We start from the raw sequence: 24,695 nt of genomic DNA on the forward strand, positions 1-24,695 counted from the left end.
CTTGGGCTTGCAAACAAGCAGGCCAGCCAATCAGCACTGACGCCTGGGCTTGGCTTCAAGGCCCATAGTTTGTCGGAGAGGTACAAGTTTGGATGGTCTTGATTCACGAGCGCACTCGCCCCGACAAACTCAAGAGAATTGCTTCGACACATAATGATCGTTCCCGTCGTCACAGGTGTCGATAGTCGAGATTGTTGCTCACCCACCACAGCCTTATTTGCCTGAGGCAAAAACCGACCGCTCGTAGCTGCACTTGTCTTCAGTACTCCAACTTCGCCCGCAGCAGCAGGCCGGTCTTCTCCGCTTACGCTTACACCGGGCGAAAGGCTTTCGATGAGGTCACCGATCTTGCACTCGCGCCAAGCACCGTACTGAGATCCTCTACGCATCCGCGCCAAGCTCCCTGAGGAAACCAGCCATTCGTTTTTTGACCTCGACCAGCTCGGCTTCAAGCTTTTCGATTTCCACCTGCACGGTCATTAAGTCAATTTCAGTCTCGACCTCGAAGGTATCCACAAAGCGCGGGATGTTCAGATTGAATCCGCTCTCCTTGATCTCGGCGAGAGGCACGACACGCGCATACTTTTCAACGTCCCGGCGAGCCTTGAACGTGTCGATGATCTTGGCCGTGTGCGCCGCTTCCAGGAGGTTTTGTGTCTTGGCCTGCTTGAAGTCGCGGCTCGCATCGATGAACAGTACGTCGGTCGTTCCGGCGCGCGCGCCGCCCTTTTCGCGCCGCCGATCGAAAACAAGCACGGCGACGGGGATCGAGGTCGATTGGAACAAATTCGACGGCAGCCCGATCACCGCATCGAGCAAGTTCTCGCGAACCATTTCTTCGCGGATCTTGCCCTCGGCGCCACCGCGGAACAGGACGCCGTGAGGTACCACGACCGCGACGCGGCCAAGCTTCGGCTTCGCCGTCTCGACCATGTGGGTGATGAAGGCCCAGTCGCCCGTGCTCGGAGGCGGCAGCCCGCGATGCCAGCGGTTGAACTTATCGGGTTTCGGCTTGCCATCCTCGGTCTTTTCGGTACCTCCCCACTTCTTCAGCGAAAAAGGCGGATTGGCAACCACGACATCGAACACCGCGAGCTGATCAGCCTCGACCAGCAGCGGGTTATTCAGCGTGTCGCCCCACTCAATGCGGGCACCGTCGATGTCGTGCAGGAACATGTTGAGCTTGGCGAGCGCGTGGGTGCCGCCATTGACCTCTTGCCCGAACAGCGCGAAGTCCTTGCTGCCAACTGCGTACGCCGTCTCGATGAGAAGCGAACCAGAGCCGCAGGCCGGATCGCAAATGCGCTCTCCGGGCTGCGGCGCAACCAGCTTCGCGAGAACATGGCTCACCTGCAGGGGCGTATAGAATTCGCCCGCCTTCTTGCCGGCCTCGGAAGCAAAGCGCTCGATGAGATAGATATAAGCTTCACCTATGGCCTCATCCTCGACGACATGGCCCGGCCGAAGGTCGAGCTTGGCGAAATCTTCGAGCACGTTCTTGATGCGGCGATTGCGGTCCTTCGTCTCGCCGAGCTTGGTCGCGGAGTTGAAGCTTACATTGCGGAATACGCCGCCGAGCTTCGCCTTGTTGGTGTTCTCGATCGCTTCGAGCGCGATATCGACGCGCTCGCCGATGTTGTCGGAATCGCGCGCGGCATAGAGTTCATCGAAGGTCGACCCCTCGGGCATCACGAAGCGCTCACGCTGCATGCGCCGCATCACACGGACTTCGTCGCCCTTGAGGTCTCGGAGATTGTCTTCGAGTTGCTGCTTCCAGACGTCCGAGATGAACTTCAGGAACAGCATGATCAGGATGTAGTCTTTATACTCGGCTGGGTCGATCAACCCGCGGAAAGTGTTGCAGGCCGCCCAGGCGACACGCTTGATGTCATCCATGGAAGTCTTCTCGGCTTGAGTGATCTTGTTGGTCACGCGATTCTCTCTCATTTGATCCGACAACAGTCGGGCGGCAGGGGCGTATACCACACATCGCCCCTGCCCGTGCTTGTGGCAGTTGCCTCAGCGATCTCCGCAAGGCGGATTAAATCGGGCCCGCAACTCGCGTTCGATCCGCATCCGGGAGGTTTCGTCGCAATAGAGCGCGGCGTAAGAGAGCGGCAGGCCCTGCCGCGCCCACGCCGGAGCCCGGTCGTGTGCCTGAATGCGGGTCCGGATCCAGCCCGATTCGCCGATGTCGACGACCTTCTGGCCGGTCATCGTGGCGCCGAGCACGGCGTAAACGCCGGAGCGGTCGGCCAGATGGGCAGGCGACGAATAGATGCCGTCAAACGTGTAGTTGCCGATATTGATTCCCATTGTTAGATGTCTTTCGTTCTAGCAGTCCTAGGACATGGCCTGGGGGCGCGCTAACGCCTGACCAGACCGGTTAAGGAACCGGGGGCGCGCTAACGTCCTCGGTTCCTCTCCGCCCGCTCTTCCAAGAGCGCGCGAAGCTGAGTGCGGCGAAGTTCGCCAAGGCGAGCTTCGATCCGCGATTGCTGGCGCAAGGTCTCCCCTAGCGCGACGATTCTCTGCTGATCCTCCCGTGACGGGACGAGCACAGCCAGTTGCTCGACAGCGCTCCTCTTCAGGTTGGCGATGGTGGCGCCGGTCGCGAGTGTGCGCAGTTCGACTTGCGTCATCGGGTCGTTGAGGAAGTGAACCAGATAAGATGGATGGATGGCAGTGCCCGGGGTGATGACGAGGACGCTCGCCGTGGCGACCATCGGCCCGACGTGGCACGGCACGAGGGCAGCCCGATAGGTTTGGCCGCGCGACTGAAGCAGGACTTCATCGGGCGCCAGAACAGGAAGCTCGCCTTGCATCGGCACCGCCGTAACCCTCAACAAACCGGCGGGATCGATCAGACCGTCCGCGCCAATATCACCTGCCTGGACGATCGAGATTGGCGCGCCCTCAACATGGCGAATGGCCTCCCGAAAGGCGATCCCGGAGCGGACCTTGCAGATGTTGGCGAGCGGCATTTTCAACGCAGTAGAGCCTTTCGGTCAGATAATATTCAATCCCTACCGTGAGTCGCACGGTGAGTCAAATACTACGCAGTAGGCTCTTTCCGACAAATAAAACGAAACTCGGGCGGCAATATTGAAGGGCCTGCTTGAATCGCCCCGCATGTTCCCTGTACGTTCCGTTGGAAGTTAGGGAAGCCGCCGTTCAGCATCATGCCCGATCAGATCGTCATCACCGAGAAGACCAGCCAGGCGAAAGACGTCCGGGGAGCCGTCGGTGGTCGCTACGGCGAGATCCTGCCGGCCGAGGGTCATCTGTTCGACCTGCTGGAGCCTGAGGATGTGGTGCCGGCTTGGAAGCGGTGGTCGCCGATCCTGTTGCGGCCCGAAGGCCTCTACGACACCCGTCCGGCCTCGGGCGGCAACAAGGCCGCCAAGCTCAAAGCGATCCGAGACGCGCTTCGCACCGCCAAGCGCGTCTGGCTTGCGACCGATTGCGACCGCGAAGGCCAGTTGATCGGCCAGGAGATTCTCGAGCACTACAAATATCGTGGCGAAGTCATGCGCGTGCTGTTCACCGCGCAGGATTCGCAGACCATCCGCGCGGCGTTCGAAACCGCAAAGCCCAACGCCGACTACGCGCGGCTCTACGCCGCCGCGGTGGCGCGCCGGCAGGCCGACCAGATCTACAATCTGTCGCTGACCCGCACCGCAACCGTCACCCTGGCGCAGGGTGCGCGGCGGGTGATTGGCGTCGGACGGGTGAAGACACCGACCTTGGCAATCGTGTGCCGGCGCGAGTTGGAAATTCGCAGTTTTGTCCCCCTCGCCTATTTCGAAATCGTCGCCACCGCACAAGTTGCCGGCGGGCAATTCCAGATCCGGCACGCGCCTCGGGAACGGATGACGCGGCGCGAGGTTGCCGAGGCCGTCGTCGAGGCCGCGCGTGATTTCGCCGGTCCGCTCGCGGTGCGCGTCGAGGACAAGCGGCAAGGACCGCCGAGACTGCACGATCTGCCGTCGCTGCAAAAACTCTGCGGCTCGCGCTTCGGCTGGCCGGCCAGCAAGACGCTCGAAGTGGCGCAGTCGCTTTATGACGGCCAGGGCAAGAAGATCATCACTTACCCGCGCGCCGAGGTGCGCTACCTGCCGCAGAGCCTGATCTCGGACGTGCCGCGGATCGTCGCCGGACTGCAGGCGGGGCAAGCATTCGGCGCGATCCCGGTGCCCGACCAGCCGGTGATCCGCAGGGGAGCGAGTGGCAGCTTTTACGACAAGGGACTGCAGGGCGCGAGCCATCACGCCGTCATTCCCAACGTCAACACCATCGACAAGCTGAAGGAGATCTGGCCGCGGCTGTCGCCCGACGAGAAGAAATTGTTCGACGTGATCGCGCGGGCCTATCTGGCCGCGCTGATGCCCGACTTTCGCTACCGGCAGACCACCGCAACGCTCGATGTGGCCGGCTTCGAATTTCGGGCCGCCGGCCGCCAGCCGATCGAGCTCGGCTGGCGGGCCGCCTTTCCGGAGTGGCAACCCGCGGAGGAAAAGGGCGACGAGGCGCAATTGCTGCCGCCGCTGCGCGATGGCGAGACGGCGCGGCTGCAGGATCCCAGAATCGAGGACAAGGAAACCCGGCCGCCGCCGCGCTACAATGAAGGTACGCTGATCGAAGCCATGCAAAATGCCTGGCGCTTCGTCGACGACGAGACGCTGCGCGAGCGCCTGAAGGAAGCCAAGGGCATCGGCACGCCGGCGACCCGCGCCGAGATCATCGGCGGGCTGAAGAAGCAGGCGTTCCTGGTGATCCAGGGCAAACACATCGTGCCCACCGAAGCCGGCCTATCGCTGTTCGGCATTCTGCAACAGGCCGATCCGGCGCTGGTCGATCCCGGCGTGACCGCGCAACTCGAATGCCTGCTCGACGACGTCGTGATCGGCAAGCAGGAGATGCTCGGCGCGATCGACGCGGTCTGCAATGTCGCGCAACGCATCATCGGCAAGCTGACCGAGAGCTCCGCCGCTGGAGGCCCGGCTTTGCTCGGTGATGCGGCAGCCGGTTCCGCCCGATCTTTTCCGCCGACGGCAGCGATGAAGCGCTATGCCGACAGCCTCGCCCGGCAACTCGGCATCAAACCGCCTTCCGGCTACAAGACGTCGATATCGATCTGCGGTGCCTTTCTGAAGCAACACGCACCCAAGAAGGCCGATGGCAATTTGAACGCGACGGCCGAACCCAAACCGGTGAGTTCGGCGCAATTGTCCTACGCCAGGAAAATCGCGATCGCGAAGGGCATCGTCGTGCCTGATCCGGCCAAGACCGACGCCGTCGCGATGGCCGCATGGATCGATCTGAACAGGGGCACGAAGCGACGAAACGGTCATCGCAAGGCTGCTGTTAGGACCGCCGGGAAGAGCGCCTCCCGCTCAATGACGTCGCCGAAGAGAGTTCGAAAATCGAAGGTTGAGGCGCCTGCCGACGCGGCGCCACCGACACCGAATTCTGCAACCGCCACGGCGCTGCGAATTCCCTATGGCAACAAGGAAGTCGCGCTCAAGCTCGGCGCGCGTTATCGCAATGGGGGCTGGTTCGCTCCGCCGGGAGTCGATCTTGCCGCATTCAGCGAGCGGGGATGGCTATAGCGGCTTGCCCCCATAGCCAGCCGGGTATTGACCGAGCTTCATCCGCGGCGTTCTGACGATGCTTCGACTGCAGTGAATTCCAGCCGATGTGCCCAGCGCCGGTATTCAAAGCGGCAAGATGGCGCCATGGAGATTTGCGGGGAGAATTGCTTTGAGACGCGGGGTGGTCATTCGCCAGTGTCTGGATCAATTGCCTCAGCGCTGCCTCGGCGTCGATATTCACGACAGCGGTCACCCAATATTATGTCCGAAGCGCTCGGACATGCATAACCACTTTGCGGTCGAAGTGGTTGCTAGATGGTAGCTAGTCAAAATGTCAGCTATAGCAGATTTGCAGTAAGTGCTTGATTTTGCTGGTACAGTTGGGTGGGCTCGAACCACCGACCTCCTGTTCCACAGACAGGCGCTCTAACCAACTGAGCTACAACTGCATCCTTCAGCGCCCGTTGCCGGGTCGCGAACGGCGGGAAACTAGGTGCAACGCCCGGCTTTGGCAAGGCCGCGTGTGGCCGGATAACGAATGTCGCAGCATCATTGTGGCAAAATCGGCTTTGAACCGAAAGCCGCAGCAAAAAGCCCGGGCCGGGCCCGGGCTTTGCAGCCATTGTCAGAGCGGCCGGATCAGGCGGCGGGCTTGAACATTTTCGAGGCGTTGGCCTTGATCGGCTCGACGGTCTCGGCCGCCACCTTCTGGGTCAATTCGGCAAGATCCTTGGTCTGGGCGGTCAGCAGCTCGAGCTGCTTCTTGGCGTGCGAGGTCCACATTTCGAACGCCTCGGGCATCGTCTTGGCGCCGAACAGGCCCTGGGCGAAATCGAAATTGGCGCTGGTATTGGTCTTGGCGATGTCGAGCAGCTTGGCGGAATACTCACTCGCGCCCTTGCTGACGGAGGAGAACATCGCCTCGATCGCGCCGTTCTGACTCTCGGCTGCGTCTTTCAGCTTGCTGTAGCTCTCGCGGGCCTGCGACACGCCCTTTTCGGCGAATGCGCGGACCTGCTCGGGAAGCTGAAACGGCGTGACGTTCGTGAACGGATCGGATTGGTCGACCATGGTGTGCATCCTTCGTTGGAGAAACCGGGGTAACCCATGCAAACGACTGGCGGAAATCAATACTTTCGGCGGCGCCATCGAGCCGGATCACGGAGCGACCCTCGCGGGCCGTTGTTAACCATACGAAACCTACAGCGGAAATTTGTGCATTGCAACATAAATCTGGTTGCAACGCTGCATCGCGGCTACCGCAGCCATGCATCCGGGCCAAACCACCCTGATCGCGGCCGCGCCACAGAGTTGTGGCGAGGCCTGCGCAGCGGTCCGACGCGGAGATTCCGACGGTCAGCCTTTCGGCTTGGCCACATCCGTGGCGGCCTTGCTGACGATTTGACCGAACTCGCTGGCCTGTTCGGCCAAGGCCTTCATTTGCGCCTGAACATATTCGGCGTGCAGTCGCAGCACTTCGGGCAGATCCTTGGCGTGCAGCAATTTCTGCGCATAATCCAGCGAGGCGGCGACGTTCTTTTCGGCATAGCCCACCGCCCTGGTGGTGATGTCCTTGGCATTGGAGCGGACCTCCGCGCCCTTATCCTCGATCGTGCTGGCGGTCTGCTGTGCGTTGGCCAGCAGATGTTCGAAGGCTTTGCGGGCCTGGTCAAAACCAGCCTCGGCCATCGACTTCATTTCCTTCGGAATTTCGAAACGCCCATCCTGGTTCATGGTCAACACTCCGGTTGTGTCGGGCACGGACTGGTTTCAGCTCCGTTCCCCTTCGCCCCTATCATGCCACTTGAAACTGATAGCCTGCGTCGAAAGCAACATAATTTCGTCCGACGAAGCTATCGTGACCGATTAATTGCATTTTGCAACATCTCAACACGCACGCGATGTCGAGGTTCTGCCGCCCACGCCAAAATTAAGGTTATCGCGGCTTTAGTGTGCATCGATTTGTCGGGGGCGTGGACCTGACAGCGGCCGAAGGCGATACTAACCAATTGTTAAGGCTCTTCGCCGTGACCGCCTCGACCGGCATCACGACCGACTCCGCCACCCAGATCCGACGCCCGGTCCGGCGTCCGCGAGCACCGATGACGAAGCTGACGTTTCAATTGCCTGGGATGGACGATCCGCGGCTGGCGATTCATGCCACCAGCGCGCTGCCGGTTTGGCTGTGGTCGCACGATGGCAGTCGCGTGATCTGGGCCAATCCGGTCGGCGCCCGCCTGCTCGGCGCGCCGAACGGCGCCGCGCTGGCCGAGGCGACCTTCGGCCCGGCCAATCCGCAGCGGCGCCAGGTGGCGCAACTGTCCAGAAATCTGCCGCCGAACGAAGCGGTGCGGCTGGAGCGGCTGCGCGGCTTCGGCGCCCGGCTCGGCGCGCTGCTGACCTGCGCTTGCGCCCGATTGACGTTTGCCGACGGCACGACCGGCATCCTGATCGCCGCGGTGGAATCGGTCGGCCGCCCGCTGCCGCTCACCGAGCGGCTGCGCAAGCTGGTCGAAGGCATCGACACCCCGATCGCCGCCTTCGCGCGTGACGGGCTGTTTCTCGGCTCCAGCGATGCCGCGCGCACTTTGCTCGGGTTTCGCAATCTGACCGAGGCAGGACTCGAGGCGGCGCGCGACGACGCGCTGCGGCTCGGCCGCGCCGAAACCCCGATCGGGATCGGCCATCTGGTGCTGCAGCGGGTCGGCACCGGCGCCGATGTTGGCCTGATCGCGTTGCTGGTCCCGGGCGCCGTCCGCCCCGATTCGCAAAGCGCCGCGACGCCGCAACAGCCGCACCCCAAGGCTGAACCGCCGCCCCGCCCAAACGAGCCGACAGCCGCCGAACCGCCAGTAGCCGAACCGCCGGCGTTCGATTATGAAACGGCGATGACAACCACCGAGGCGCCATCCGAATACGCCTTGCTCGATCAGGGGCCGCCGATGGACGTTGCGCGCGAGGCCGCCGGTGCTGTGCTGGGCGAGCCGGATCCTGCCGGTCGCGATCCCGCGGCGCCGGTCGAGGCGGCCGAGGCGACGAATTCAAAGACAACGGACAATGGCGATGACGCGCGGGAGTCGGAGATGCCGGCCGTTGCCCCTGCGCCAGAACCTCCATCCGATCCGGCGCTCGCGGGCGCGGCTATCTCGCACCAGCCGCGCCGCCACCCGCTGCGCTTCGTCTGGCAGATGGATGCCGAGGGCCGCTTCGCGATCGGCACGGACGAATTCAGCCGCTTGATCGGGCCGCGCACCACCGCCGCGTTCGGCCGGCCCTGGAGCGAGATCACCGAAACATTCGGGCTCGACCCCGAAGGCCGAATCGCCGCAGCGATCGCCAGCCGCCAGACCTGGAGCGGCATCACCGTGTTATGGCCGACCGACGGCGAGGGCCCACGACCGCCGGTCGAACTGTCCGGCCTGCCGGTGCAGGATCAGGACGGCAATTTTGTCGGCTATCGCGGCTTCGGCGTCTGCCGCGATCTCGACGGGCTGAACAGCCTCGCCGCGACGCGCCGCGCCGAGGATCAGCCGCATCCGCCGCAACCGCTTTCGGCCGGCAGCGCGCCAGCCGATGCCGAGCCCGCACCGCCGGGCCCGCCGGTTTTGCCCGAGCAAACCCAGCCCGCCGCCGGCGCCGAGACCGTCGCTGACGCCAACGGCGAGGTCGACGCCGCCGAGCGCCCCTGTCCCGAGACCCCACATCAAGAACAATCGGAAACTTCATTGGATACGCCCAGAAACGTCCTGCCGTTCCGGCCCGTCAGCGAACCCAAATCGCCGGCGCTGACGCCGGTCGAAAACAGCGCCTTCGACGAACTCGCCCGGCAACTCTCCGCCCGGCTCGAGAGCGACGGCATCGAGCTGCAGCCCTCCCCTGACACGGTGCCGGAAGACCCGGCGCAGCAGGCCCCCGATTGGCTGATTCCGCTGGCGACCCCGGCACAGGGCGTCAGCTCACGCGACCGCACGCTGCTCGATCTGCTGCCGGTCGGCGTACTGATCTATCGGCTCGACCGGCTGGTCTATGCCAACGCCGCCTTCCTCGCTCGCATCGGCTATGCCAGCCTGCAGGCGCTGGAACAGGCCGGCGGCCTCGATGCCTTGCTGGTCGAAGCCGGCGTCACCGGCTCCAGCAGCACCTGCGACGCCGGCACGCCGATCACCATCGCGGCGCCCGATGCCGGCGACGCCCCGTCGCAACCGGCCCATGGCCGCCTGCACACGATTTCCTGGGACGGCGAATCGGCGCTGGCGCTGATCTTCGACGGAGCACCGCAACAGCCCGCCGCGGCCGCCGACATCGTCGCCACCCCAGCGGTGATCGACGCGCCCTCCGCGGTCGGCGCCGCCAATGCCGAGGAGCTCGGCGCGATTCTCGACACCACCGCCGAAGGCATCGTGATGTTCGACGAGGCCGGCCAGTTGACCGCCTGCAACCGCAGCGCCGAGGCGCTGTTCGGCTATGAGGGCGATGAGCTGGTGCAGCGCAATCTGATCGATCTGTTCGCGCCGGAGAGCCAGCGCGAGGTCGGCGACTATCTCGACAGCATCAAGCGCGCCGGCGTCGCCAGCCTGCTCGAGCACGGCCGCGAGGCGCTCGGCCGCGTGCGCGAGGGCGGCCTCATTCCGCTGACCCTGACGATGGGCCGCACCCGCGCCGACGGGCCGAATTTCTTCGCCGTGTTCCGCGACCTGTCGCAGGTCCGCAAGACCGAAACCGAACTGGCGCAGGCGCAGCGCCAGGCCGATCGCGCCGCCACCGCCAAGGCCGACGTGCTGGCGCGGATCAGCCACGAGGTCCGCACCCCGCTCAACGCCATCATCGGCTTTGCCGAAGTGATGATCGACCAGCGTTTCGGCGCGCTCGGCAATGAGCGCTACGTCGAATACATGAAGGACATCCGCGCCTCCGGCGAACGCGTGATCGCGATCGTCGACGACATGCTCGATCTGTCGCGGATCGAAACCGGCAAGCTCGACCTCGCCTTCGCCAGCCAGAACCTCAACGAGCTGATCGAACATTGCGTCGCGGTGACGCAGCCGCAGGCCAACCGCGAGCGCATCATCATCCGCACCTCGCTGGCGCATCAATTGCCGCCGGTGGTGGCCGATCCGCAGGCGCTGCGCCAGATCACGCTGAACCTGATCGGCACCTCGATCCATCTGGCCAATGCCGGCGGCCAGGTCATCGTCTCGACCGCGCTGAATGATTTCGGCGACGTCGTGCTGCGGGTCCGCGACACCGGCCATCGCCTCAATGACGACGAGCTGGCGGCGGCGATGCGCCCGTTCCACACGCCGGCGCCGAGCGACCGCGCCGAAGCCTCCGGCGCCAGCCTGGCGCTGACCAAGGCGCTGGTCGAGGCCAACCACGCCCAATTCCACATCAAGAGCGCGCCGCATTCCGGCACGCTGATCGAGGTGGTGTTTTCCCGCGCCACCGCGAGGGCGTCATACTAGGGCAATTCCGGTTCTGATAGAATCAGAACCGGAGCTCTAGATTCTTGTTTTGACGCGTTTTCTTCCCGCGAACCGGTTTCCACTTCGCTCGAAAACGCTTTAACGGTCGTCGCTTCTCTTTCGTCATGCCCGGCCTTCGTGCCGGGCATCCACGCCTTGAAAGCACTGCCGGATCAAAGACCTGGATGGCCGGGCCGAGCCCGGCCACGACCAAATCGATGAGTCAGCGGCAAAGTCCGTTGGTATAAGGTCCGGCGCGTCGATCCGGACTGATCTCGCCGCGCTCGCCACCTCTGCCATCGGGAGAGGTCGGGTCGCGTGGGTTTGGCCAGGGAGGCTGTGCCCCCTCTGCCACCGCGCGTAGTTACGGTCGCGCAATAGTCTCTGTGCGCAACGTTCCTGGCTTTCTCAACGCCCGCAGGTCGGCCATCACTTTGACGGTCGCTGCGAGCACCAGCGTGCAAAGCGCGGCCTTCGTTATCGTCTCCATCGTCCCCTCGATCAGCATGGCATGGACCACACTGCCGACGACGATGACGGCCGCGAGGAGCATATGGGCGATGCGCCAGGTTCGTGGTCGCAATCCCAATCGGCGGCGCAGTGCAGCCAACAGTGCGACGGCGAAGATCGCCCACATGGCGATCACGCCCCAGGGCGAGAACGGCGTCGGCGATGCGAACAGCAGGGCGTCGATCATGTCCGGCGGGCTGGTGATCCACAGCCCTCCGACGTGGATGACCACCGCCACCACAAGCGCGCCTCCGATCCAGCGATGCGCGCGCCGCCCCACACGGGCGGACAGGCCCGGCAAATATTCGCCGATGAGTACGGGCTGGGCGAGCGTGACGCCCAGCGCGATAATCCCCGCGAATCCGGCCAGTATGTAGACGGGATCGCGCCATGCGAGCAGCGGGCTCAACGCCGCGGCCACGATCGGAACGCAAACAGCTGCCGCCAGGGCGACCCAGATCAGGGTCGGTCGGGCCAAACGCCAGCCCTTCATTCGCCCGCTCAAGCCGGCTGAAGAACGAAGTGCGCCTCGAGCCTAGTATCCTTGGCACTTCGCATCACGGGACGCAGAAAAACGGTTTTGAATTCGCCACTGTCATAGGCGAGGTGACCATGCGGCTGGCCAAAAGCGGGAACAATCTGCGGCATCTCCAGACGGAACACGCCGTTCTTGTCGGTGAGCGTGGCGCCATGACTCTGCGGGTCGCGCTCGTAGCCTTCGGTGGTGTGCGCCCAGATCTGGACCCGCTGCCCGGCAAGCGGCGCCCCATCGCCTGCGCGACGCACGGTGCCGGTCATCCAGAAGCCACCCTTGCCGATCCGATCCACGATCGGTGCGCCCTTGCGGTAGTTGTTGGACCCGCCCTGCATCGAAGGGGTCGGCAAGATGCCTTCAGCGCGGGCAGGCAACACAAGCCCGGGAATCCCGGTCGCCAGCACGGTGCAGCCGGCGGCGAGCAGGAGGGTGCGGCGGTCGAGCGAGACGGTGGTGGTCATGTGAGTTCCTCCTGGCGACCCAGCAGTTGCTTGCCGAGCCTATAACAACAAACGCGGGAGGCCCAGTTGGGGTCACCCAGCGTGCGGCAGGTCGCAATAAAAGTGTTGTGAACGGGTGCGCCGGCCGATCAACATCGTCGTGACGAGCCCCCCGTATCCCGACATGCGCGCGCGATGCCGACGTCGTTCGAATCTGGGAGCTTTCTCGTCAGGCACATGCATCGTGAAACCTCGTCGTCGCGGCGCCCGGCCATGACGATCCCGGCGGACAAAACTTCCGCTTGCCGCTGCGCGCCAATCGCGATCTAGCTGCGCTCAGCCGGACCACCCAGGACAATCGCATGGCGAGTATCGACACCTCCCTCGTATCGCAACTGCCGCTGTTCGCCGGGCTCGGCGCCGACGAACTCGACGCCATCCTGCGCGAGGCGCGGTCGCTGCGGGTGGCGAAGAATTCCGCCGTGTTCGAACAGGGCGAAGACGCGGTGTCGTTCTTCGTGCTGCTGCACGGCCATGTCCGCGCCAGCAAGACCACGCCGGCCGGCGAGCAGGTGGTGGTGCGCTATGTCGGCCCCGGCGAGAGCTTCGGCGTGGCGATGGCGATCGGCCTGACGCGCTATCCGGCGACCGCGACCGCGGTCGACGACAGCGTCGTGCTGGCATGGCCGTCATCGACCTGGCCGCGGCTGGTCGCGCAATATCCGATGCTCGCCACCAATACGCTGCGCACCGTGGGCGACCGGCTGCAGGAGACCCACAGCCGCGTGATCGAGATGTCGACCCAGCAGGTCGAGCAGCGCGTCGCCCATGCGCTGCTGCGGCTCGCCAAGCAATCCGGCCGCAAGGTCGAGAACGGCGTCGCGATCGATTTTCCGATCAGCCGCCAGGACATCGCGCAGATGACCGGCACCACGCTGCACACGGTGAGCCGTCTGCTCAGCGGCTGGGAGAGCCGCGGTCTAATCGAAAGCGGCCGTCAGCGCATCGTGCTGCGCGAGCCGCACCAGCTGGTGCTGCTGGCGGAGCAAAATCCGGGCGACGGCGCGTCCTGATCGCTTCAGCTCGTCGAGGCGCGCAAAGACGATCCTGAGAGTCTGACTGAAAGAGCGATCGACAAAACGAGGCCTTCAAGGTCGTCATTGCGAGGAGCTCTTGCGACGAAGCAATCCAGTCCTTGCTTGGCGCCCCTGGATTGCTTCGCCGTCGGACGGCGCGATGCGCCGTCCTCGGCTCGCAATGACGAAATCAAGCTCGATTTGATTGGCTTCTTTCCAGTCATGCGCTCAGGCGATCGCGGCGCGCAGCGCCGCCAGAAACGCGCCCTCGTCGATGCCATGCTCGCGGCAGCAATCCGCGACCGAATGAAAGCCGGCGATCGGGCAGCCGACGCAGCCGAGCTTGTTGTTCAGGAAGATTCGGATCGTGACGGGCCAGCGGCGCATCACGTCCTCGACCAGGATCGCGCGGTGAATGGGCATGGCTCCTCCGTTGCGCGCCATGGTGGCGCAATGGCAGCCGCGGTCTTTGTCGCACGACAAGCTTCGCGGCGATTGCGCCTCGGGCAGCGCGGCGACGCGGCGGCGCCGGCAGATGGAATCGCTCTAAATCACCGCGATCGCGACAATACGCCATGCCCCTCGCCGGGCGTCGGCGGGGTACTGACACCGGCCCTGCCATTGCACTTCGGAGCCCGCTTCAATGACCCAACGTTACGTCCGCGCCGTTGCCATCGCAGCCGCGCTGAGCGCCCTGACCGTGTCCGAGCTGCGCGCCGAACAGGTCAACGTCTACACCTATCGCGAGACCAAGCTAGTGCAGCCGCTGTTCGACGCCTTCACCAAGGACAGCGGCATCAAGGTCAATGTGATCTCGGCCAGTTCCGGCCTCGAACAGCGTATCAAGGCCGAGGGCGCCGGCAGCCCGGCCGACGTGCTGCTGACGGTCGACATCGGCCGCATCGACGAGGCGGTGCAAGCGGGCGTGACCCAGCCGATCAAATCCGAAATCATCGACAGCGTCGTGCCGGCGCAATATCGCGACCCCGACGGCCACTGGGCCGGCATCTCGATGCGCGCCCGCGTCATCTACGCCTCGAAAGACCGGGTCAAGCAGGACGCCATCACCTATGAGCAGCTCGCCGATCCGAAATGGAAGGGCAAGATCTGCATCCGCTCCGGCCAGCACATCTACAATAACGGCTTGTTCGCGGCCTATCTGGCGCATCACGGCGAGGCCAAGACCGAGGCCTGGCTGCGCGGCGTCAAGGCCAATCTGGCGCAGAAGCCGTCGGGCGGCGACCGCGAGGCGGCGCGCGACGTCGCCGCGGGCAAATGCGATATCGGCATCGGCAACACCTACTACTGGGCGCTGATGATGAACAACGACCCGGCGAAGAAGCCGTGGGCCGAGGCCACCCGCGTCATCCTGCCGACCTTCGCGGACGGCGGCACCCACGTCAATCTGTCCGGCGTGCTGCTGATCAAGACCGCGCCGAACCGCGCCAACGGCGTCAAGCTGATCGAATGGCTGGTCGGCGAGACCGCGCAGCAGATCTATGCCGACGCCAATTACGAATATCCGGTGCGCGCCGGCGTCGCCATCAACCCGACCATCGCCGGCTACGGCAAGCTCATTCCCGACCCGCTGCCGATCGCCAAGATCGCGGCCAACCGCAAGGCAGCCTCGACCCTGGTCGACAAGGTCGGGTTCGACAATTGAACGACAAGCGCCGCGCTCTCCGCGATTCGTCCCCCTCGCCGTTGCGGCCAGGGCGATCGCATCTGGTTTTGCGCGGGCCGATGCATCGCAGTTCGCTTCACCCTCCCCTGGAGGGGGAGGGTCGGCTTGTAGCGCGCGAAGCGCGCTGCACGCCGGGGTGGGGTGAGCCGCGCGCACGGCGGATAACCTCTTCGCCACCCCACCCCGCTCGCTGCGCGAGCGACCCTCCCCCTCCAGGGGAGGGTGATCCGCGCAACGATCGCAAACGTCGAAATGCGATTGCCCTGCCGTTGCGGGAAGGGATATCTCGCCCTCATCGATGAAACATTTCTCCCGCATCGAACGCAGCGCCGCCGCGATCGCGCTGCTGACCGCGCTTGCGGTGGCGGCGCCGGTGGTCAGCATCGCGGTCGTGGCGCTGGGGCCGGTCGACGATCTGTGGCCGCATCTGCTCGCTTATGTGCTGCCGCAGGCGCTGCGCGACACCGCGCTGCTGCTGCTCGGCGTCGGCACCGTGGCGCTTTCGATCGGCGCGGGTTCCGCCTGGTTGATGTCGTCGCGCGACTTTCCCGGCCGCGCGCTGCTGCTGTGGCTGATGCCGCTGCCGCTGGCGATCCCGACCTATCTGGCGGCCTATGTCTATGTCGACCTGTTCGAGCCGCTCGGCCTGGCGCATCGCATGCTGACGCTGGCGCTGCCGCCGCGCGACGCGCTCGGCTGGCTGCCGAATCTGCGCTCGCTGCCCGGCGCCATCTTGGTGATCGGCCTGGTACTGTATCCCTATGTCTATCTGTCGGCCCGCGCGATGTTTCAGGTGCAAAGCGCCGAATTCGCCGAGGCCGCCAAAGTGCTCGGCGCCGGCCGCTTCACCATTTTCCGGCGGGTGACGCTGCCGATGGCGCGACCGGCGCTCGCGGTCGGGGTGTCGCTGGTATCGCTGGAAACGCTGAACGACATCGGCGCCAGCGAATATCTCGGCGTCCGCACCCTGACGCTGTCGATCTTCACCACCTGGCTCAATCGCGGCAGCCTGGCCGGCGCCGCGCAATTGTCGCTGGTGCTGCTGGCGATCGTGGCGGCGCTGATCGCGCTGGAGCGCAACGGCCGCCGCAACGCCAGCGTCGAATCGTCGGCGGAAAATCCACGGCTGACGCCGCGCACGAATTTGCCGGGCCTGCGCGGATGGCTGGCCTTCGCCGCCTGCCTGACGCCGCCGCTGCTCGGCTTCTTGCTCCCGGTGGCCTATCTGCTGCGCGAGACGCTCCGGCGCGATCTGGTATCGGACGGTGCGGTGTGGCGCGACGCTTGGCATTCGGTGACGCTGGCCGCCGCCGCCACCGCGATCGCGCTGCTGCTCGGCCTGATCGTGGTGCTGGCGCTGCGCTGGCGCCCGACCCGGCTGACCCGGATCGCGGCGGCAACCGCGCAGGCCGGCTACGCATTGCCGGGGCTGGTGCTGGCACTGGGACTGCTGGCGCCGGTGCTGCTGATCGACGGCGGCTTCGCCGCGCTGGCGCACGCGCTCGGACTGCCGCCGCCCGGCCTCTTGATGATCGGGTCCGGCGCCGCGCTGGTGGCCGCCTATGTGATCCGCTTCCTGGCGGTGCCGAGCGGATTCATCGCCGCCGGCTTCGCGCGGATTCCGCGCGACTATGACGACAGCGCCAGCGCCGCCGGCGCGTCGCGGCTGACCGCGCTGCGCCGCGTCGACCTGCCGCTGCTGCGCCCGGCGCTGCTCGGCGCTGCGATCGTGGTGTTCGTCGATTGCCTGAAGGAACTGCCGGCGACGCTGCTGCTGCGGCCGCTCAATGTCGAGACGCTGGCGACCTCGATCTACCAATATGCCAGTCGCGGCAGCTTCGAGGACGGCGCGCTCGCCGCCCTGCTGATCGTCGCCGCCAGCGTCCCGCCGGTGATCTGGTTGACGCGCTTCGCCGATGTGCCGCAGGGGCCGGCGTGAGTTGGTGGCTTGCGGTCGTTGCGCGTTGCCGCCCCCCTGCTCCAGGGCGCTCGCCCGCTTGCAAGCAAATCAACGTCAGACCGCGCGCTCGAATCGGCGGAAGCCGGGCGTGCCGGTGAGCACCTCGAATTCCGGATCGCGCCGTTCTTCCGCGAAGACGAAGCCGGCTTTGGCATAGCAGCGCTCGGCGACGTCATTACCGATGTAGAAGCTGATGGTCGTCCGGGTGTGGCCTGCGCGCGCGCCTTCCGCCAGCGCATGCGCCAGCAGCGCCTGCGTCAGTCCGCGGCCGCGACAGGCCGGCGTCGTCGCGACATGTTCGATGAACCAGTTGGCGTCGTCGCCCGGCATCCAGCACGATCTGACATAGGCGCCGCGCCGACTGATAGCGGCTTGCTCGGCCGGATCGATCCCGGCGTCATGCAGCGCCTGTTGCATCGCGGCGCGCTGCGCGGCGACCACGCCGCTGGCGGGCACGGCACACAGCGCCGCAGCCGCAGCGCCGTCGATTTCGGCGATCCAGAATGTCGAGACATGCCAGCAGCTGACCTGCCGGTGCGTGGCGATCGATTTCACCAGGGTACGGCAACGCGTCTCGGGCCAATCCAGTGCGATATCGAACCAGCCGCGCGGCCGATGTCCGCGCTGCGCGGCCAGAATGGTCCATGCGATGAAGTCGGCGTCGTCAGACGTTGCGCGCCGGATCGTCAGAGCCAAGACCTGCCCCCACTTTTCTTACGCGTTCTTCAGCGCCACCCGGAATTCGGCTTCGGTCTTAGCCTTGACCTCGTCGAGCGTGACGCCATCGGCGAGTTCGATCAGCGCCATGCCGTCTTTGCCGTGCTTGTCGATGGTGAAGACGGCCAGATCGGTGACCACCATGTCGACCACCTTTTCGCCGGTCAGCGGCAGGTTGCAGCTCTTCAGCAGTTTCGGGCCGTCCTTGGCGGAATGCTCCATCACCACCACGACGCGCTTGACGCCGGCGACCAGGTCCATCGCGCCGCCCATGCCCTTGACCATCTTGCCGGGGATCATCCAATTGGCGAGGTCGCCATTCTGCGCCACCTGCATCGCGCCGAGGATCGACAGGTCGATATGACCGCCGCGCACCATGCCGAAGGAATCGGCGCTGGAGAAGTAGCTGGTGGTCGGCAGTTCGGTGACGGTCTGCTTGCCGGCATTGATCAGATCGGGATCTTCCTCGCCCTCATAGGGGAACGGGCCCATGCCGAGCATGCCGTTTTCGCTCTGCAGCACGACGTCGACGCCCTCGGGGATGTAGTTCGACACCAGCGTCGGAATCCCGATGCCGAGATTGACGTAGAAACCGTCGCGCAATTCCTTGGCGGCGCGGGCCGCCATCTGTTCGCGGGTCCAGGCCATCAGACTTCCTCTCCGGTTGCGGCGGGCATCGCGGCATCGGCGCGCTTGCGGATGGTGCGCTGCTCGATGTGCTTCTTGGCGGTGCCGACCTCGATGATGCGCTTGACGAAGATGCCGGGCGTATGGATGTGGTCGGGATCGATCTCGCCGGCCGGCACCAGATGCTCGACCTCGGCGACGGTGATCTTCGCCGCGGTCGCCATCATCGGATTGAAGTTGCGCGCGGTCTTGCGGTAGACGAGGTTTCCCGCGGTATCGCCCTTCCAGGCGTGGACGATGGCGAGGTCGCCGAACAGCCCGCGTTCCATGATGTATTTCTCACCATCGAACACCTTTTCTTCCTTACCTTCGGCGACCAGCGTGCCGACGCCGGTCTTGGTGTAGAACGCCGGAATGCCGGCGCCGCCGGCGCGGATCCGCTCGGCCAGCGTGCCCTGCGGGGCGAATTCGAGTTCCAGCTCGCCGGCCAGGAATTGCTGGGCGAACAGCTTGTTCTCGCCGACATAGGACGAGATCATCTTCTTGATCTGGCGGGTTTCCAAGAGGCGGCTCAGCCCGATGCCGTCGACCCCGGCATTGTTCGACACCACGGTCAGGTTCTTGACGCCCGAATCGCGCAGCGCGTCCGACAAGGTCTCGGCGATGCCGCACAGGCCGAAACCGCCGGACATGATCATCATGCCGTCCCGCAGAATGCCCTCGAGGGCCGATTTGGCGTCAGGATAGACCTTTTTCATATTGCTCAGACCTGCTAGAGGGACAGCGCTTGGCGGGCGTTTATTAGGCGAAATAGTCTTGGCCCGTCAATCGCGGGGCCCCCGCGGCGCTTGCGGGCCGGCCTTGAAAGCGTCAAGAAAACCGACCAGATTGCCGTCCGAGACGGGCCCGCAGCCCGGCTTGCCTGCTTCAATTTCAAACCGATCCGGATAACCATTGGCGATGGCCCAAGGAATCAAACGCTTGGGGATGTCGGTTGCGGCGCTGATCGCCATCGCGCTGGCCGGACTGATCGCGCAATCCTTCCTGCTCGACCGCGCCGCGTTGCGCGAGGCCGTGGAGGCGCAGATCCGGGCTGTCACCGGGCTCGAGCTGGTGATCGACGGCGACATCGGCGTCTCGGTGTTCCCGCGCAGCTACGTCACCTTCAAGAACGTCCGCTTGAAGAATGACGGCGACGCCGGTGCCGATACAGCGCTCAGCGTCGACGTCATGATCGCCAATCTGCGGCTGTTGCCGTTGCTGCTGCAGCGGTTCGAGATCGCCGATATCGTGCTGAGCCATCCGGCGATCCACGTGGTGCGGGCTGAGGACGGCCGCAGCAACTGGACGCCGTTCATCGAAACGCTGAAGCACAATATGAAGCCCGGCGTCGACAATGAAATGTCGTTCTCGGAAATCCGGCTGCAGGACGGCATCCTGGACTATCGCGACGACGCCAACGACCTGTCGGAAAAGCTTTCGGACATCGATCTGTCGCTGGCCTGGCCCTCGATCTCCCGCACCTTCGCCGCCACCGGGCAGTTCGACTGGCGCGGCGAGCGGATCGACGGCAGCATCAGCGTCAACGACTTCATCGCCGCGCTGTCGGGTAACCGCTCGGGCCTTCGGCTGCGGCTGGCCGGCGCCCCGATGAAGATCGCCTTCGACGGCGCGATCACCGATCGCGCCAGCCTGCTGCTGGACGGCACGCTGTCGGCCGATAGCCCGTCGCTGCGCAACGCGCTGCGCTGGGCCGGCCAGGAGCCACCGGGCAGCGGCGGATTCGGCCGCTTCGCGCTGCAGGCGCGCGCCAATGTGGTCGGCCCTTCGATCGCGCTGACCAATGTCAATATCGAGCTCGACAAGAACGTCGCCGAAGGGGGGATGACCTATTCCAGCAATGGCGGCCGCAAGGGATTGCAGGCAACATTGGCGGCGGGTGCGATCGATTTCACCCCCTACGTCTCCACCATCCGCCTGCTCGCCAGCGGCGCGCGCGACTGGAACCGGCAATTATTCGATCTCGGTGCCATCAATCCGATCGATCTGGACATGCGGCTGTCGGCGGCGAAAGTCACCATCGGCTCCACCACGCTGGGGCGCACTGCGCTCGGCGCCAATCTGCGCAGCGGGACGCTGGCGCTGAGCATCGGCGAGGCGCAGATCTATGGCGGCATCGTCAAGGGCACGCTGGGCATCTCGCGCTCCGCAAAGGTGGCCGACGTCAAGGCCCAGTTCCATTTCGCCGATGTCGACCTGCAAAGTTGCGCCAACGACCTGGCGGGCGTCAGAAGCCTGTCCGGCCGCGGCAATCTCGACATCGCGCTGGAAGCATCGGGCACCAGCCCGTTCGGGCTCGCCCAATCGCTCGACGGGACCGCGACCCTGACCGGCCATGACGGTGCGATTTCGGGTTTCAATGTCGAGCAGCTGTTGAAGCGGCTGGAGCGCCGGCCGCTGTCGGGCGGCGGCAACTTCCGCAGCGGCAAGACGCCGTTCAACGATCTGCACGTCGCGGTGCGCTTCAGCGACGGCGTGGCCACCGCCGAGGATGTCCGGATCGAGGGCAACGGGGCGCGGATCACGATGAAGGGCACCGCTTCCGTTCCGATGCGCGACTACGACCTCAAAGGCGTCGCGAGCCTGGCCTCCACCCCCGGCACGACGCCCGGCTTCGACCTGCCTTTCGTGATTCAAGGGCCATGGGACGATCCCTTGATCTTCCCCGACCCGGAAAGCCTGATCCGGCGCTCGCCGGCCTCCGCGCCGCTGCTCGACGCGGTGAAGGACCGCAAGACCCGCGACGCGGTTCGCTCGGTGCTGGAACGCTTCGGCGGCCAGAAGAAGAAACCCGAACCGGACCCCACCGCCGCCGAAACCCCGGCGCCAGCGCCCGCGACGGCTCCGCCGGCTCCGGCGACCGCCGAAGCGCCGGCGCCTCAGCCGGCCCCCGCGACACCGGCGCCGAACTGAGCGCCCGCGCAGGCATTACAGCGGCGCGGCGCTCTGCGTCCGTGCATGGGACAATTTCGACGCCAGCGACGAAACCACAATGATCAGCGTCACCACGCCGATGAGCAGCGTGCAGATCGCGTTGATCTCCGGCTTCACGCCGAGCCGCACCTCGGAATAGATCCGGATCGGCAGCGTCGCCGAGCCGGGGCCGGTGGTGAAGCTGGCGATCACCAGATCGTCGAGCGACAGCGCGAAGGCCAGCATCCAGCCGGCCGCCACCGCCGGCCAGATCAGCGGCAGGGTGGCGGCGAAGAACGCCCGCACCGGATCGCAACCGAGATCCATCGCGGCCTCCTCATAACTGCGATCGAGCACGCCCAGCCGCGACTGCACCACCACCGCGACGAAGCACATCGTCAGCGTGGTGTGGGCGATGGTCACGGTCCAGAACCCGCGCTCGGCGTCGATCGCCACGAATAGCAGCAGCAGCGACAGGCCGGTGATCACTTCCGGCATCACCAGGGGCGCGTACAGCATCCCGGAAAACGCCGCGCGGCCTTTGAAGCGGCCGCCGCGCGACAGCGCCACCGCGGCCAGCGTGCCGAGCAGCGTCGCCGCCGTGGCGGAGGCCAGCGCCACCCGCAGACTCATCCCGGCCGCCGCCAGCATCGCCTCGTCGTTGAAGAATTCTTTGTACCAGCGCAGCGACCAGCCGCCCCACACCGTCACCAGCGTTGAGGCGTTGAACGAATAGATCACCAGGATGACGATCGGCAGATAGAGAAACGCCAGACCGAACGCGAGCGCGGCGATGTTGAAGCGGGTCAGCCTCATGGCAGGGCCTCTCCGCTCCCCTCTCCCTTGCGGGGAGGGGTCGGGGGTGGGGGGCCACGACGGAAGCCTCGATCCGGGGCTCCCCCCCACCCCGACCCTCCCCCGCAAGGGGGGAGGGAGAAGTCAGAGCTCGCCGCAATGACGGCGCGCGCCCTCTCCGATGGGGAGAGGTGAAGAAAGCACGTCGCGGCGACCGCCATCATCGCCCTCCTTCGAGCTGCCGACGCTGCAGGCGCTCGTAGATCCACAGCGGCAGCAGCAGCAGCGCCAGCAGCAGTACCGCCAGCGCCGAGGCCACCGGCCAGTCGCGGTTGGTGAAAAACTCCAGCCACAGCGTCTGCCCGATCATCATCGAATCCGAGCCGGCCAGAAGATCCGGAATCACGAATTCGCCGACGATTGGAATGAAGCACAGCAATATGCCGGCGCCGATGCCGGGCAGCGACAGCGGCAAGGTCACCAGCCAGAACGCCCGCAGCGGCGAGGCGCCGAGGTCGACCGCCGCCTCCAGCAGCGCCGGCTGCTGCCGCGCCAGCGTGGCGTAGAGCGGCAGGATCATGAACGGCAGGTAGGAATAGACGATGCCGAGAATCATCGCGGTATCGGTCGACAGCCATACCACTGGTGCTGCGACCAGATGCAGCGCCAGCAGCGTCTGGTTGAGCAGGCCATCGTGCTGCAGGATGTTGATCCAGGCATAGATCCGGATCAGGAACGAGGTCCAGAACGGCACGATCACCAGCAGCATCGCCAAAGGCTGCCACCGCCTCGGCAGGCGCGCCATGCCGTAGGCGATCGGATAGCCGATCAGCAATAGGATCGCGGTCGAGAGCGCGGCGACGCTCAGGCTGCGCAGGTAGGACAGCACATAGAGATCGTCGGCGATCAGCAGCCGGAAATTGTCGAGCGACAGCGCCGCAAACGATGCCTTCAGCGCGGCGAAGCCCGCGGTCCAGTCGAACACCGGCAGATAAGGCGGCTGCGCGATCGCGGTATGCGACAGGCTGATCTTGAGCACGAAGCCGAACGGCACCAGGAAAAACAGCGCCATCCACAGATAGGGTGCGATCAGCGCGATCCGCGCCGGCCTTGTGAAAATGCGTCTCGTGTTCGCGCTCATTGCTCCAGCACCACGCAATCGTCGGGCGCAAACCACGCCACCACGCGCTGGCCCGCCGCATAGGCGTCGACATCGAGCCGCGCGATATTGGCCATCGAGGCCCGCAGCATCGCGCCGTGGTCGAGCTTGACGCTGTAACCGGTGAGGCCCCCCGCATAGCTGACCGCGGCGACCACGCCCTCGAGCCGGTTGATGGCGCCGGCGTCGCGCGCCTCGGAGGCCGGGCCTTGGCGCGACAGCCGCACCTTCTCCGGCCGGATCGCCACGCAGATATTGGTGCTCCGGCTCGGCTGCCGGGGCTCGGCCGCGACGATCGCCCCGGCGTCGCTGGTCGCCACCGTCAGTCGGCCGCCCTGCCGCGCCGCGATGCTGCCGTCGAACATGTTGACGTCGCCGACGAACTCCGCAACCCAGCGCGATGCCGGCGCCTCATAGAGCTGCCGCGGCGTCGCCACCTGTTCGAGCCGGCCGGAATGCATCACGCCGATCCGGTCGGCCAGCATCATCGCCTCGTCCTGATCATGGGTGACGATCACGAAACTGGTTCCGAGGCGGCGCTGTAATGCCCGCAATTCGAGCTGGGTGGATTCGCGCAGCTTCTTGTCGAGCGCGGCCAGCGGCTCATCGAGCAGCAGCAATTGCGGCCGCCGCGCCAGCGCGCGGGCCAGTGCGACGCGCTGCTGCTGACCGCCGGACAATTGCTCCGGCCGCCGCTTCTCCAACCCCTCGAGCCGCACCAGCGCCACCATCTCGGCGACACGGGACTTGATCTCACCCTTCGGCAGGCCGGCGCGCTTCAGCCCGAAGGCGATATTGCCGGCGACCGACAGGTGCGGAAACAGCGCGTAGTTCTGGAACATCATATTGACCGGGCGCTGATGCGGCAGCACCGCCGCGATATCCTGGCCGTCGAGCAGGATCCGGCCGTGGTCCGGGGTCTCGAACCCGGCCAGCATCCGCAGCAGCGTGGTCTTGCCGCAACCCGACGGTCCCAGCAGCGCGAAGAACTCGCCGGCCTTGATATCGAGCGACAGGCGATCGACCGCGACGAAGCCGCCGAACCGCTTCTCGACCGCCTCGATCCGCAGCAGCGGCGTGTCGACGGCTGGCGGCGTCCCGGACTCTGTCGTTTGTTCAGCCATCAACCATCGACCTCGGCTTCCGTCCGCAAGCTAACGGCG

General features: G+C 65.4%; 21 protein-coding genes and 1 tRNA gene. 6 read left to right on the forward strand and 16 right to left on the reverse strand.

Features of this window, described 5'->3' with window-relative positions; genetic code table 11:
* Nucleotides 1-381 precede the first annotated feature (381 nt).
* The 3 genes from RBJ75_RS14095 to RBJ75_RS14105 form a co-directional block, all read right to left on the reverse strand.
* The gene (locus RBJ75_RS14095; RefSeq protein ID WP_173427314.1) at nucleotides 382-1,947 is read right to left on the reverse strand and encodes a type I restriction-modification system subunit M; all 1,566 of its coding nucleotides are present in this window, start codon (nucleotides 1,945-1,947) and stop codon (nucleotides 382-384) included.
* Between the two features lie 72 nt (nucleotides 1,948-2,019).
* Nucleotides 2,020-2,316: a hypothetical protein gene (locus RBJ75_RS14100; protein WP_044405329.1), complete on the reverse strand. Its 297-nt coding sequence runs from the start codon at nucleotides 2,314-2,316 to the stop codon at nucleotides 2,020-2,022.
* 89 nt (nucleotides 2,317-2,405) lie between these two features.
* Nucleotides 2,406-2,990, reverse strand: a complete 585-nt coding sequence (locus tag RBJ75_RS14105; RefSeq protein WP_044405326.1) for a restriction endonuclease subunit S — start codon at nucleotides 2,988-2,990, stop codon at nucleotides 2,406-2,408.
* 192 nt (nucleotides 2,991-3,182) lie between these two features.
* Between RBJ75_RS14105 and RBJ75_RS14110 the strand changes: the two genes are divergently transcribed.
* Entirely contained in the window at nucleotides 3,183-5,612 is a 2,430-nt protein-coding gene (locus RBJ75_RS14110; RefSeq protein ID WP_044405324.1) for a type IA DNA topoisomerase, read from the forward strand.
* Between the two features lie 354 nt (nucleotides 5,613-5,966).
* On the opposite strand, the gene RBJ75_RS14115 is transcribed toward RBJ75_RS14110, so the two are convergent.
* The 3 genes from RBJ75_RS14115 to RBJ75_RS14125 all read right to left on the reverse strand — a co-directional run bounded on the left by RBJ75_RS14115 (nucleotide 5,967) and on the right by RBJ75_RS14125 (nucleotide 7,328).
* Nucleotides 5,967-6,043 (reverse strand) — tRNA-His (locus RBJ75_RS14115).
* A 190-nt stretch (nucleotides 6,044-6,233) separates the two neighbouring features.
* Nucleotides 6,234-6,665 (reverse strand): phasin, encoded by a 432-nt coding sequence (locus RBJ75_RS14120; protein ID WP_044414691.1) that lies wholly within the window; start codon nucleotides 6,663-6,665, stop codon nucleotides 6,234-6,236.
* Nucleotides 6,666-6,950: 285 nt separating this feature from the next.
* Nucleotides 6,951-7,328 (reverse strand): phasin, encoded by a 378-nt coding sequence (locus RBJ75_RS14125; RefSeq protein ID WP_044414689.1) that lies wholly within the window; start codon nucleotides 7,326-7,328, stop codon nucleotides 6,951-6,953.
* 368 nt (nucleotides 7,329-7,696) lie between these two features.
* Here RBJ75_RS14125 and RBJ75_RS14130 point away from each other — a divergent pair, with 368 nt between their 5' ends.
* Nucleotides 7,697-11,056, forward strand: a complete 3,360-nt coding sequence (locus RBJ75_RS14130) for a PAS domain-containing protein (protein ID WP_044414693.1) — start codon at nucleotides 7,697-7,699, stop codon at nucleotides 11,054-11,056.
* Nucleotides 11,057-11,420: 364 nt separating this feature from the next.
* Here RBJ75_RS14130 and RBJ75_RS14135 read toward each other — a convergent pair whose 3' ends face one another.
* Both RBJ75_RS14135 and RBJ75_RS14140 read right to left on the reverse strand, forming a co-directional pair.
* The gene (locus RBJ75_RS14135; RefSeq protein WP_044419063.1) at nucleotides 11,421-12,059 is read right to left on the reverse strand and encodes a ferric reductase-like transmembrane domain-containing protein; all 639 of its coding nucleotides are present in this window, start codon (nucleotides 12,057-12,059) and stop codon (nucleotides 11,421-11,423) included.
* Nucleotides 12,060-12,067: 8 nt separating this feature from the next.
* Nucleotides 12,068-12,562, reverse strand: coding sequence for a Twin-arginine translocation pathway signal (locus RBJ75_RS14140; RefSeq protein ID WP_276156473.1), 495 nt, complete (start codon nucleotides 12,560-12,562; stop codon nucleotides 12,068-12,070).
* Between the two features lie 341 nt (nucleotides 12,563-12,903).
* Here RBJ75_RS14140 and RBJ75_RS14145 point away from each other — a divergent pair, with 341 nt between their 5' ends.
* Entirely contained in the window at nucleotides 12,904-13,614 is a 711-nt protein-coding gene (locus RBJ75_RS14145; RefSeq protein ID WP_044419137.1) for a Crp/Fnr family transcriptional regulator, read from the forward strand.
* 231 nt (nucleotides 13,615-13,845) lie between these two features.
* Here RBJ75_RS14145 and RBJ75_RS14150 read toward each other — a convergent pair whose 3' ends face one another.
* Nucleotides 13,846-14,040: a DUF1858 domain-containing protein gene (locus RBJ75_RS14150; protein ID WP_044418440.1), complete on the reverse strand. Its 195-nt coding sequence runs from the start codon at nucleotides 14,038-14,040 to the stop codon at nucleotides 13,846-13,848.
* Between the two features lie 220 nt (nucleotides 14,041-14,260).
* On the opposite strand from RBJ75_RS14150, the gene RBJ75_RS14155 reads away from it, so the two are divergent.
* Complete coding sequence (locus RBJ75_RS14155; RefSeq protein WP_044418442.1) at nucleotides 14,261-15,280, forward strand: Fe(3+) ABC transporter substrate-binding protein; 1,020 nt, start codon at nucleotides 14,261-14,263, stop codon at nucleotides 15,278-15,280.
* A gap of 319 nt (nucleotides 15,281-15,599) precedes the next feature.
* Entirely contained in the window at nucleotides 15,600-17,240 is a 1,641-nt protein-coding gene (locus RBJ75_RS14160; RefSeq protein WP_044408604.1) for an ABC transporter permease, read from the forward strand.
* 75 nt (nucleotides 17,241-17,315) lie between these two features.
* Here RBJ75_RS14160 and RBJ75_RS14165 read toward each other — a convergent pair whose 3' ends face one another.
* The 4 genes from RBJ75_RS14165 to RBJ75_RS14180 all read right to left on the reverse strand — a co-directional run bounded on the left by RBJ75_RS14165 (nucleotide 17,316) and on the right by RBJ75_RS14180 (nucleotide 19,618).
* Nucleotides 17,316-17,957 (reverse strand): GNAT family N-acetyltransferase, encoded by a 642-nt coding sequence (locus tag RBJ75_RS14165; RefSeq protein ID WP_317528491.1) that lies wholly within the window; start codon nucleotides 17,955-17,957, stop codon nucleotides 17,316-17,318.
* An 18-nt stretch (nucleotides 17,958-17,975) separates the two neighbouring features.
* Complete coding sequence (locus RBJ75_RS14170) at nucleotides 17,976-18,626, reverse strand: 3-oxoacid CoA-transferase subunit B (protein WP_044408602.1); 651 nt, start codon at nucleotides 18,624-18,626, stop codon at nucleotides 17,976-17,978.
* Nucleotides 18,626-19,363 carry a CoA transferase subunit A gene (locus tag RBJ75_RS14175; RefSeq protein WP_044408600.1) on the reverse strand — a complete coding sequence of 246 codons (738 nt, stop codon included), beginning with the start codon at nucleotides 19,361-19,363 and terminating at the stop codon, nucleotides 18,626-18,628. Before RBJ75_RS14175 ends, RBJ75_RS14170 begins: the two co-directional genes overlap by 1 nt.
* Before the next feature lie 66 nt (nucleotides 19,364-19,429).
* A complete protein-coding gene (locus RBJ75_RS14180; RefSeq protein WP_173427334.1) occupies nucleotides 19,430-19,618 on the reverse strand; it encodes a hypothetical protein in 189 nt (62 codons plus the stop codon).
* Between RBJ75_RS14180 and RBJ75_RS14185 the strand changes: the two genes are divergently transcribed.
* Nucleotides 19,566-21,578 (forward strand): AsmA family protein, encoded by a 2,013-nt coding sequence (locus RBJ75_RS14185; RefSeq protein WP_044408598.1) that lies wholly within the window; start codon nucleotides 19,566-19,568, stop codon nucleotides 21,576-21,578. The two genes, RBJ75_RS14180 and RBJ75_RS14185, sit on opposite strands and share 53 nt — an antisense overlap.
* Before the next feature lie 15 nt (nucleotides 21,579-21,593).
* Here the strand turns inward: RBJ75_RS14185 and RBJ75_RS14190 are convergent, their stop codons facing one another.
* The 3 genes from RBJ75_RS14190 to RBJ75_RS14200 all read right to left on the reverse strand — a co-directional run bounded on the left by RBJ75_RS14190 (nucleotide 21,594) and on the right by RBJ75_RS14200 (nucleotide 24,656).
* On the reverse strand, nucleotides 21,594-22,394 hold the full coding sequence (locus tag RBJ75_RS14190; protein ID WP_044408596.1) for an ABC transporter permease subunit: 801 nt from the start codon (nucleotides 22,392-22,394) through the stop codon (nucleotides 21,594-21,596).
* Nucleotides 22,395-22,593: 199 nt separating this feature from the next.
* A complete protein-coding gene (locus RBJ75_RS14195) occupies nucleotides 22,594-23,514 on the reverse strand; it encodes an ABC transporter permease (RefSeq protein WP_044408594.1) in 921 nt (306 codons plus the stop codon).
* Entirely contained in the window at nucleotides 23,511-24,656 is a 1,146-nt protein-coding gene (locus RBJ75_RS14200; RefSeq protein ID WP_044408591.1) for an ABC transporter ATP-binding protein, read from the reverse strand. Before RBJ75_RS14200 ends, RBJ75_RS14195 begins: the two co-directional genes overlap by 4 nt.
* Nucleotides 24,657-24,695 lie beyond the last annotated feature (39 nt).

The organism is Rhodopseudomonas sp. BAL398 (assembly GCF_033001325.1).
Taxonomy (GTDB): domain Bacteria; phylum Pseudomonadota; class Alphaproteobacteria; order Rhizobiales; family Xanthobacteraceae; genus JARJEH01.

What these genes read in the sequence shown, in the direction of transcription:
- RBJ75_RS14135 (WP_044419063.1), bottom strand. Translation starts at nt 12,059, where the DNA reads ATGAAGGGCTGGCGTTTGGCCCGACCGACCCTGATCTGGGTCGCCCTG.
- RBJ75_RS14100 (WP_044405329.1), bottom strand. Translation starts at nt 2,316, where the DNA reads ATGGGAATCAATATCGGCAACTACACGTTTGACGGCATCTATTCGTCG.
- RBJ75_RS14150 (WP_044418440.1), bottom strand. Translation starts at nt 14,040, where the DNA reads ATGCCCATTCACCGCGCGATCCTGGTCGAGGACGTGATGCGCCGCTGG.
- RBJ75_RS14170 (WP_044408602.1), bottom strand. Translation starts at nt 18,626, where the DNA reads ATGGCCTGGACCCGCGAACAGATGGCGGCCCGCGCCGCCAAGGAATTG.
- RBJ75_RS14180 (WP_173427334.1), bottom strand. Translation starts at nt 19,618, where the DNA reads ATGGCGATCAGCGCCGCAACCGACATCCCCAAGCGTTTGATTCCTTGG.
- RBJ75_RS14130 (WP_044414693.1), top strand. Translation starts at nt 7,697, where the DNA reads ATGACGAAGCTGACGTTTCAATTGCCTGGGATGGACGATCCGCGGCTG.
- RBJ75_RS14155 (WP_044418442.1), top strand. Translation starts at nt 14,261, where the DNA reads ATGACCCAACGTTACGTCCGCGCCGTTGCCATCGCAGCCGCGCTGAGC.
- RBJ75_RS14195 (WP_044408594.1), bottom strand. Translation starts at nt 23,514, where the DNA reads ATGAGCGCGAACACGAGACGCATTTTCACAAGGCCGGCGCGGATCGCG.
- RBJ75_RS14125 (WP_044414689.1), bottom strand. Translation starts at nt 7,328, where the DNA reads ATGAACCAGGATGGGCGTTTCGAAATTCCGAAGGAAATGAAGTCGATG.
- RBJ75_RS14160 (WP_044408604.1), top strand. Translation starts at nt 15,600, where the DNA reads ATGAAACATTTCTCCCGCATCGAACGCAGCGCCGCCGCGATCGCGCTG.
- RBJ75_RS14120 (WP_044414691.1), bottom strand. Translation starts at nt 6,665, where the DNA reads ATGGTCGACCAATCCGATCCGTTCACGAACGTCACGCCGTTTCAGCTT.
- RBJ75_RS14140 (WP_276156473.1), bottom strand. Translation starts at nt 12,562, where the DNA reads ATGACCACCACCGTCTCGCTCGACCGCCGCACCCTCCTGCTCGCCGCC.
- RBJ75_RS14095 (WP_173427314.1), bottom strand. Translation starts at nt 1,947, where the DNA reads ATGAGAGAGAATCGCGTGACCAACAAGATCACTCAAGCCGAGAAGACT.
- RBJ75_RS14145 (WP_044419137.1), top strand. Translation starts at nt 12,904, where the DNA reads ATGGCGAGTATCGACACCTCCCTCGTATCGCAACTGCCGCTGTTCGCC.
- RBJ75_RS14110 (WP_044405324.1), top strand. Translation starts at nt 3,183, where the DNA reads ATGCCCGATCAGATCGTCATCACCGAGAAGACCAGCCAGGCGAAAGAC.
- RBJ75_RS14190 (WP_044408596.1), bottom strand. Translation starts at nt 22,394, where the DNA reads ATGAGGCTGACCCGCTTCAACATCGCCGCGCTCGCGTTCGGTCTGGCG.
- RBJ75_RS14175 (WP_044408600.1), bottom strand. Translation starts at nt 19,363, where the DNA reads ATGAAAAAGGTCTATCCTGACGCCAAATCGGCCCTCGAGGGCATTCTG.
- RBJ75_RS14185 (WP_044408598.1), top strand. Translation starts at nt 19,566, where the DNA reads ATGGCCCAAGGAATCAAACGCTTGGGGATGTCGGTTGCGGCGCTGATC.
- RBJ75_RS14200 (WP_044408591.1), bottom strand. Translation starts at nt 24,656, where the DNA reads ATGGCTGAACAAACGACAGAGTCCGGGACGCCGCCAGCCGTCGACACG.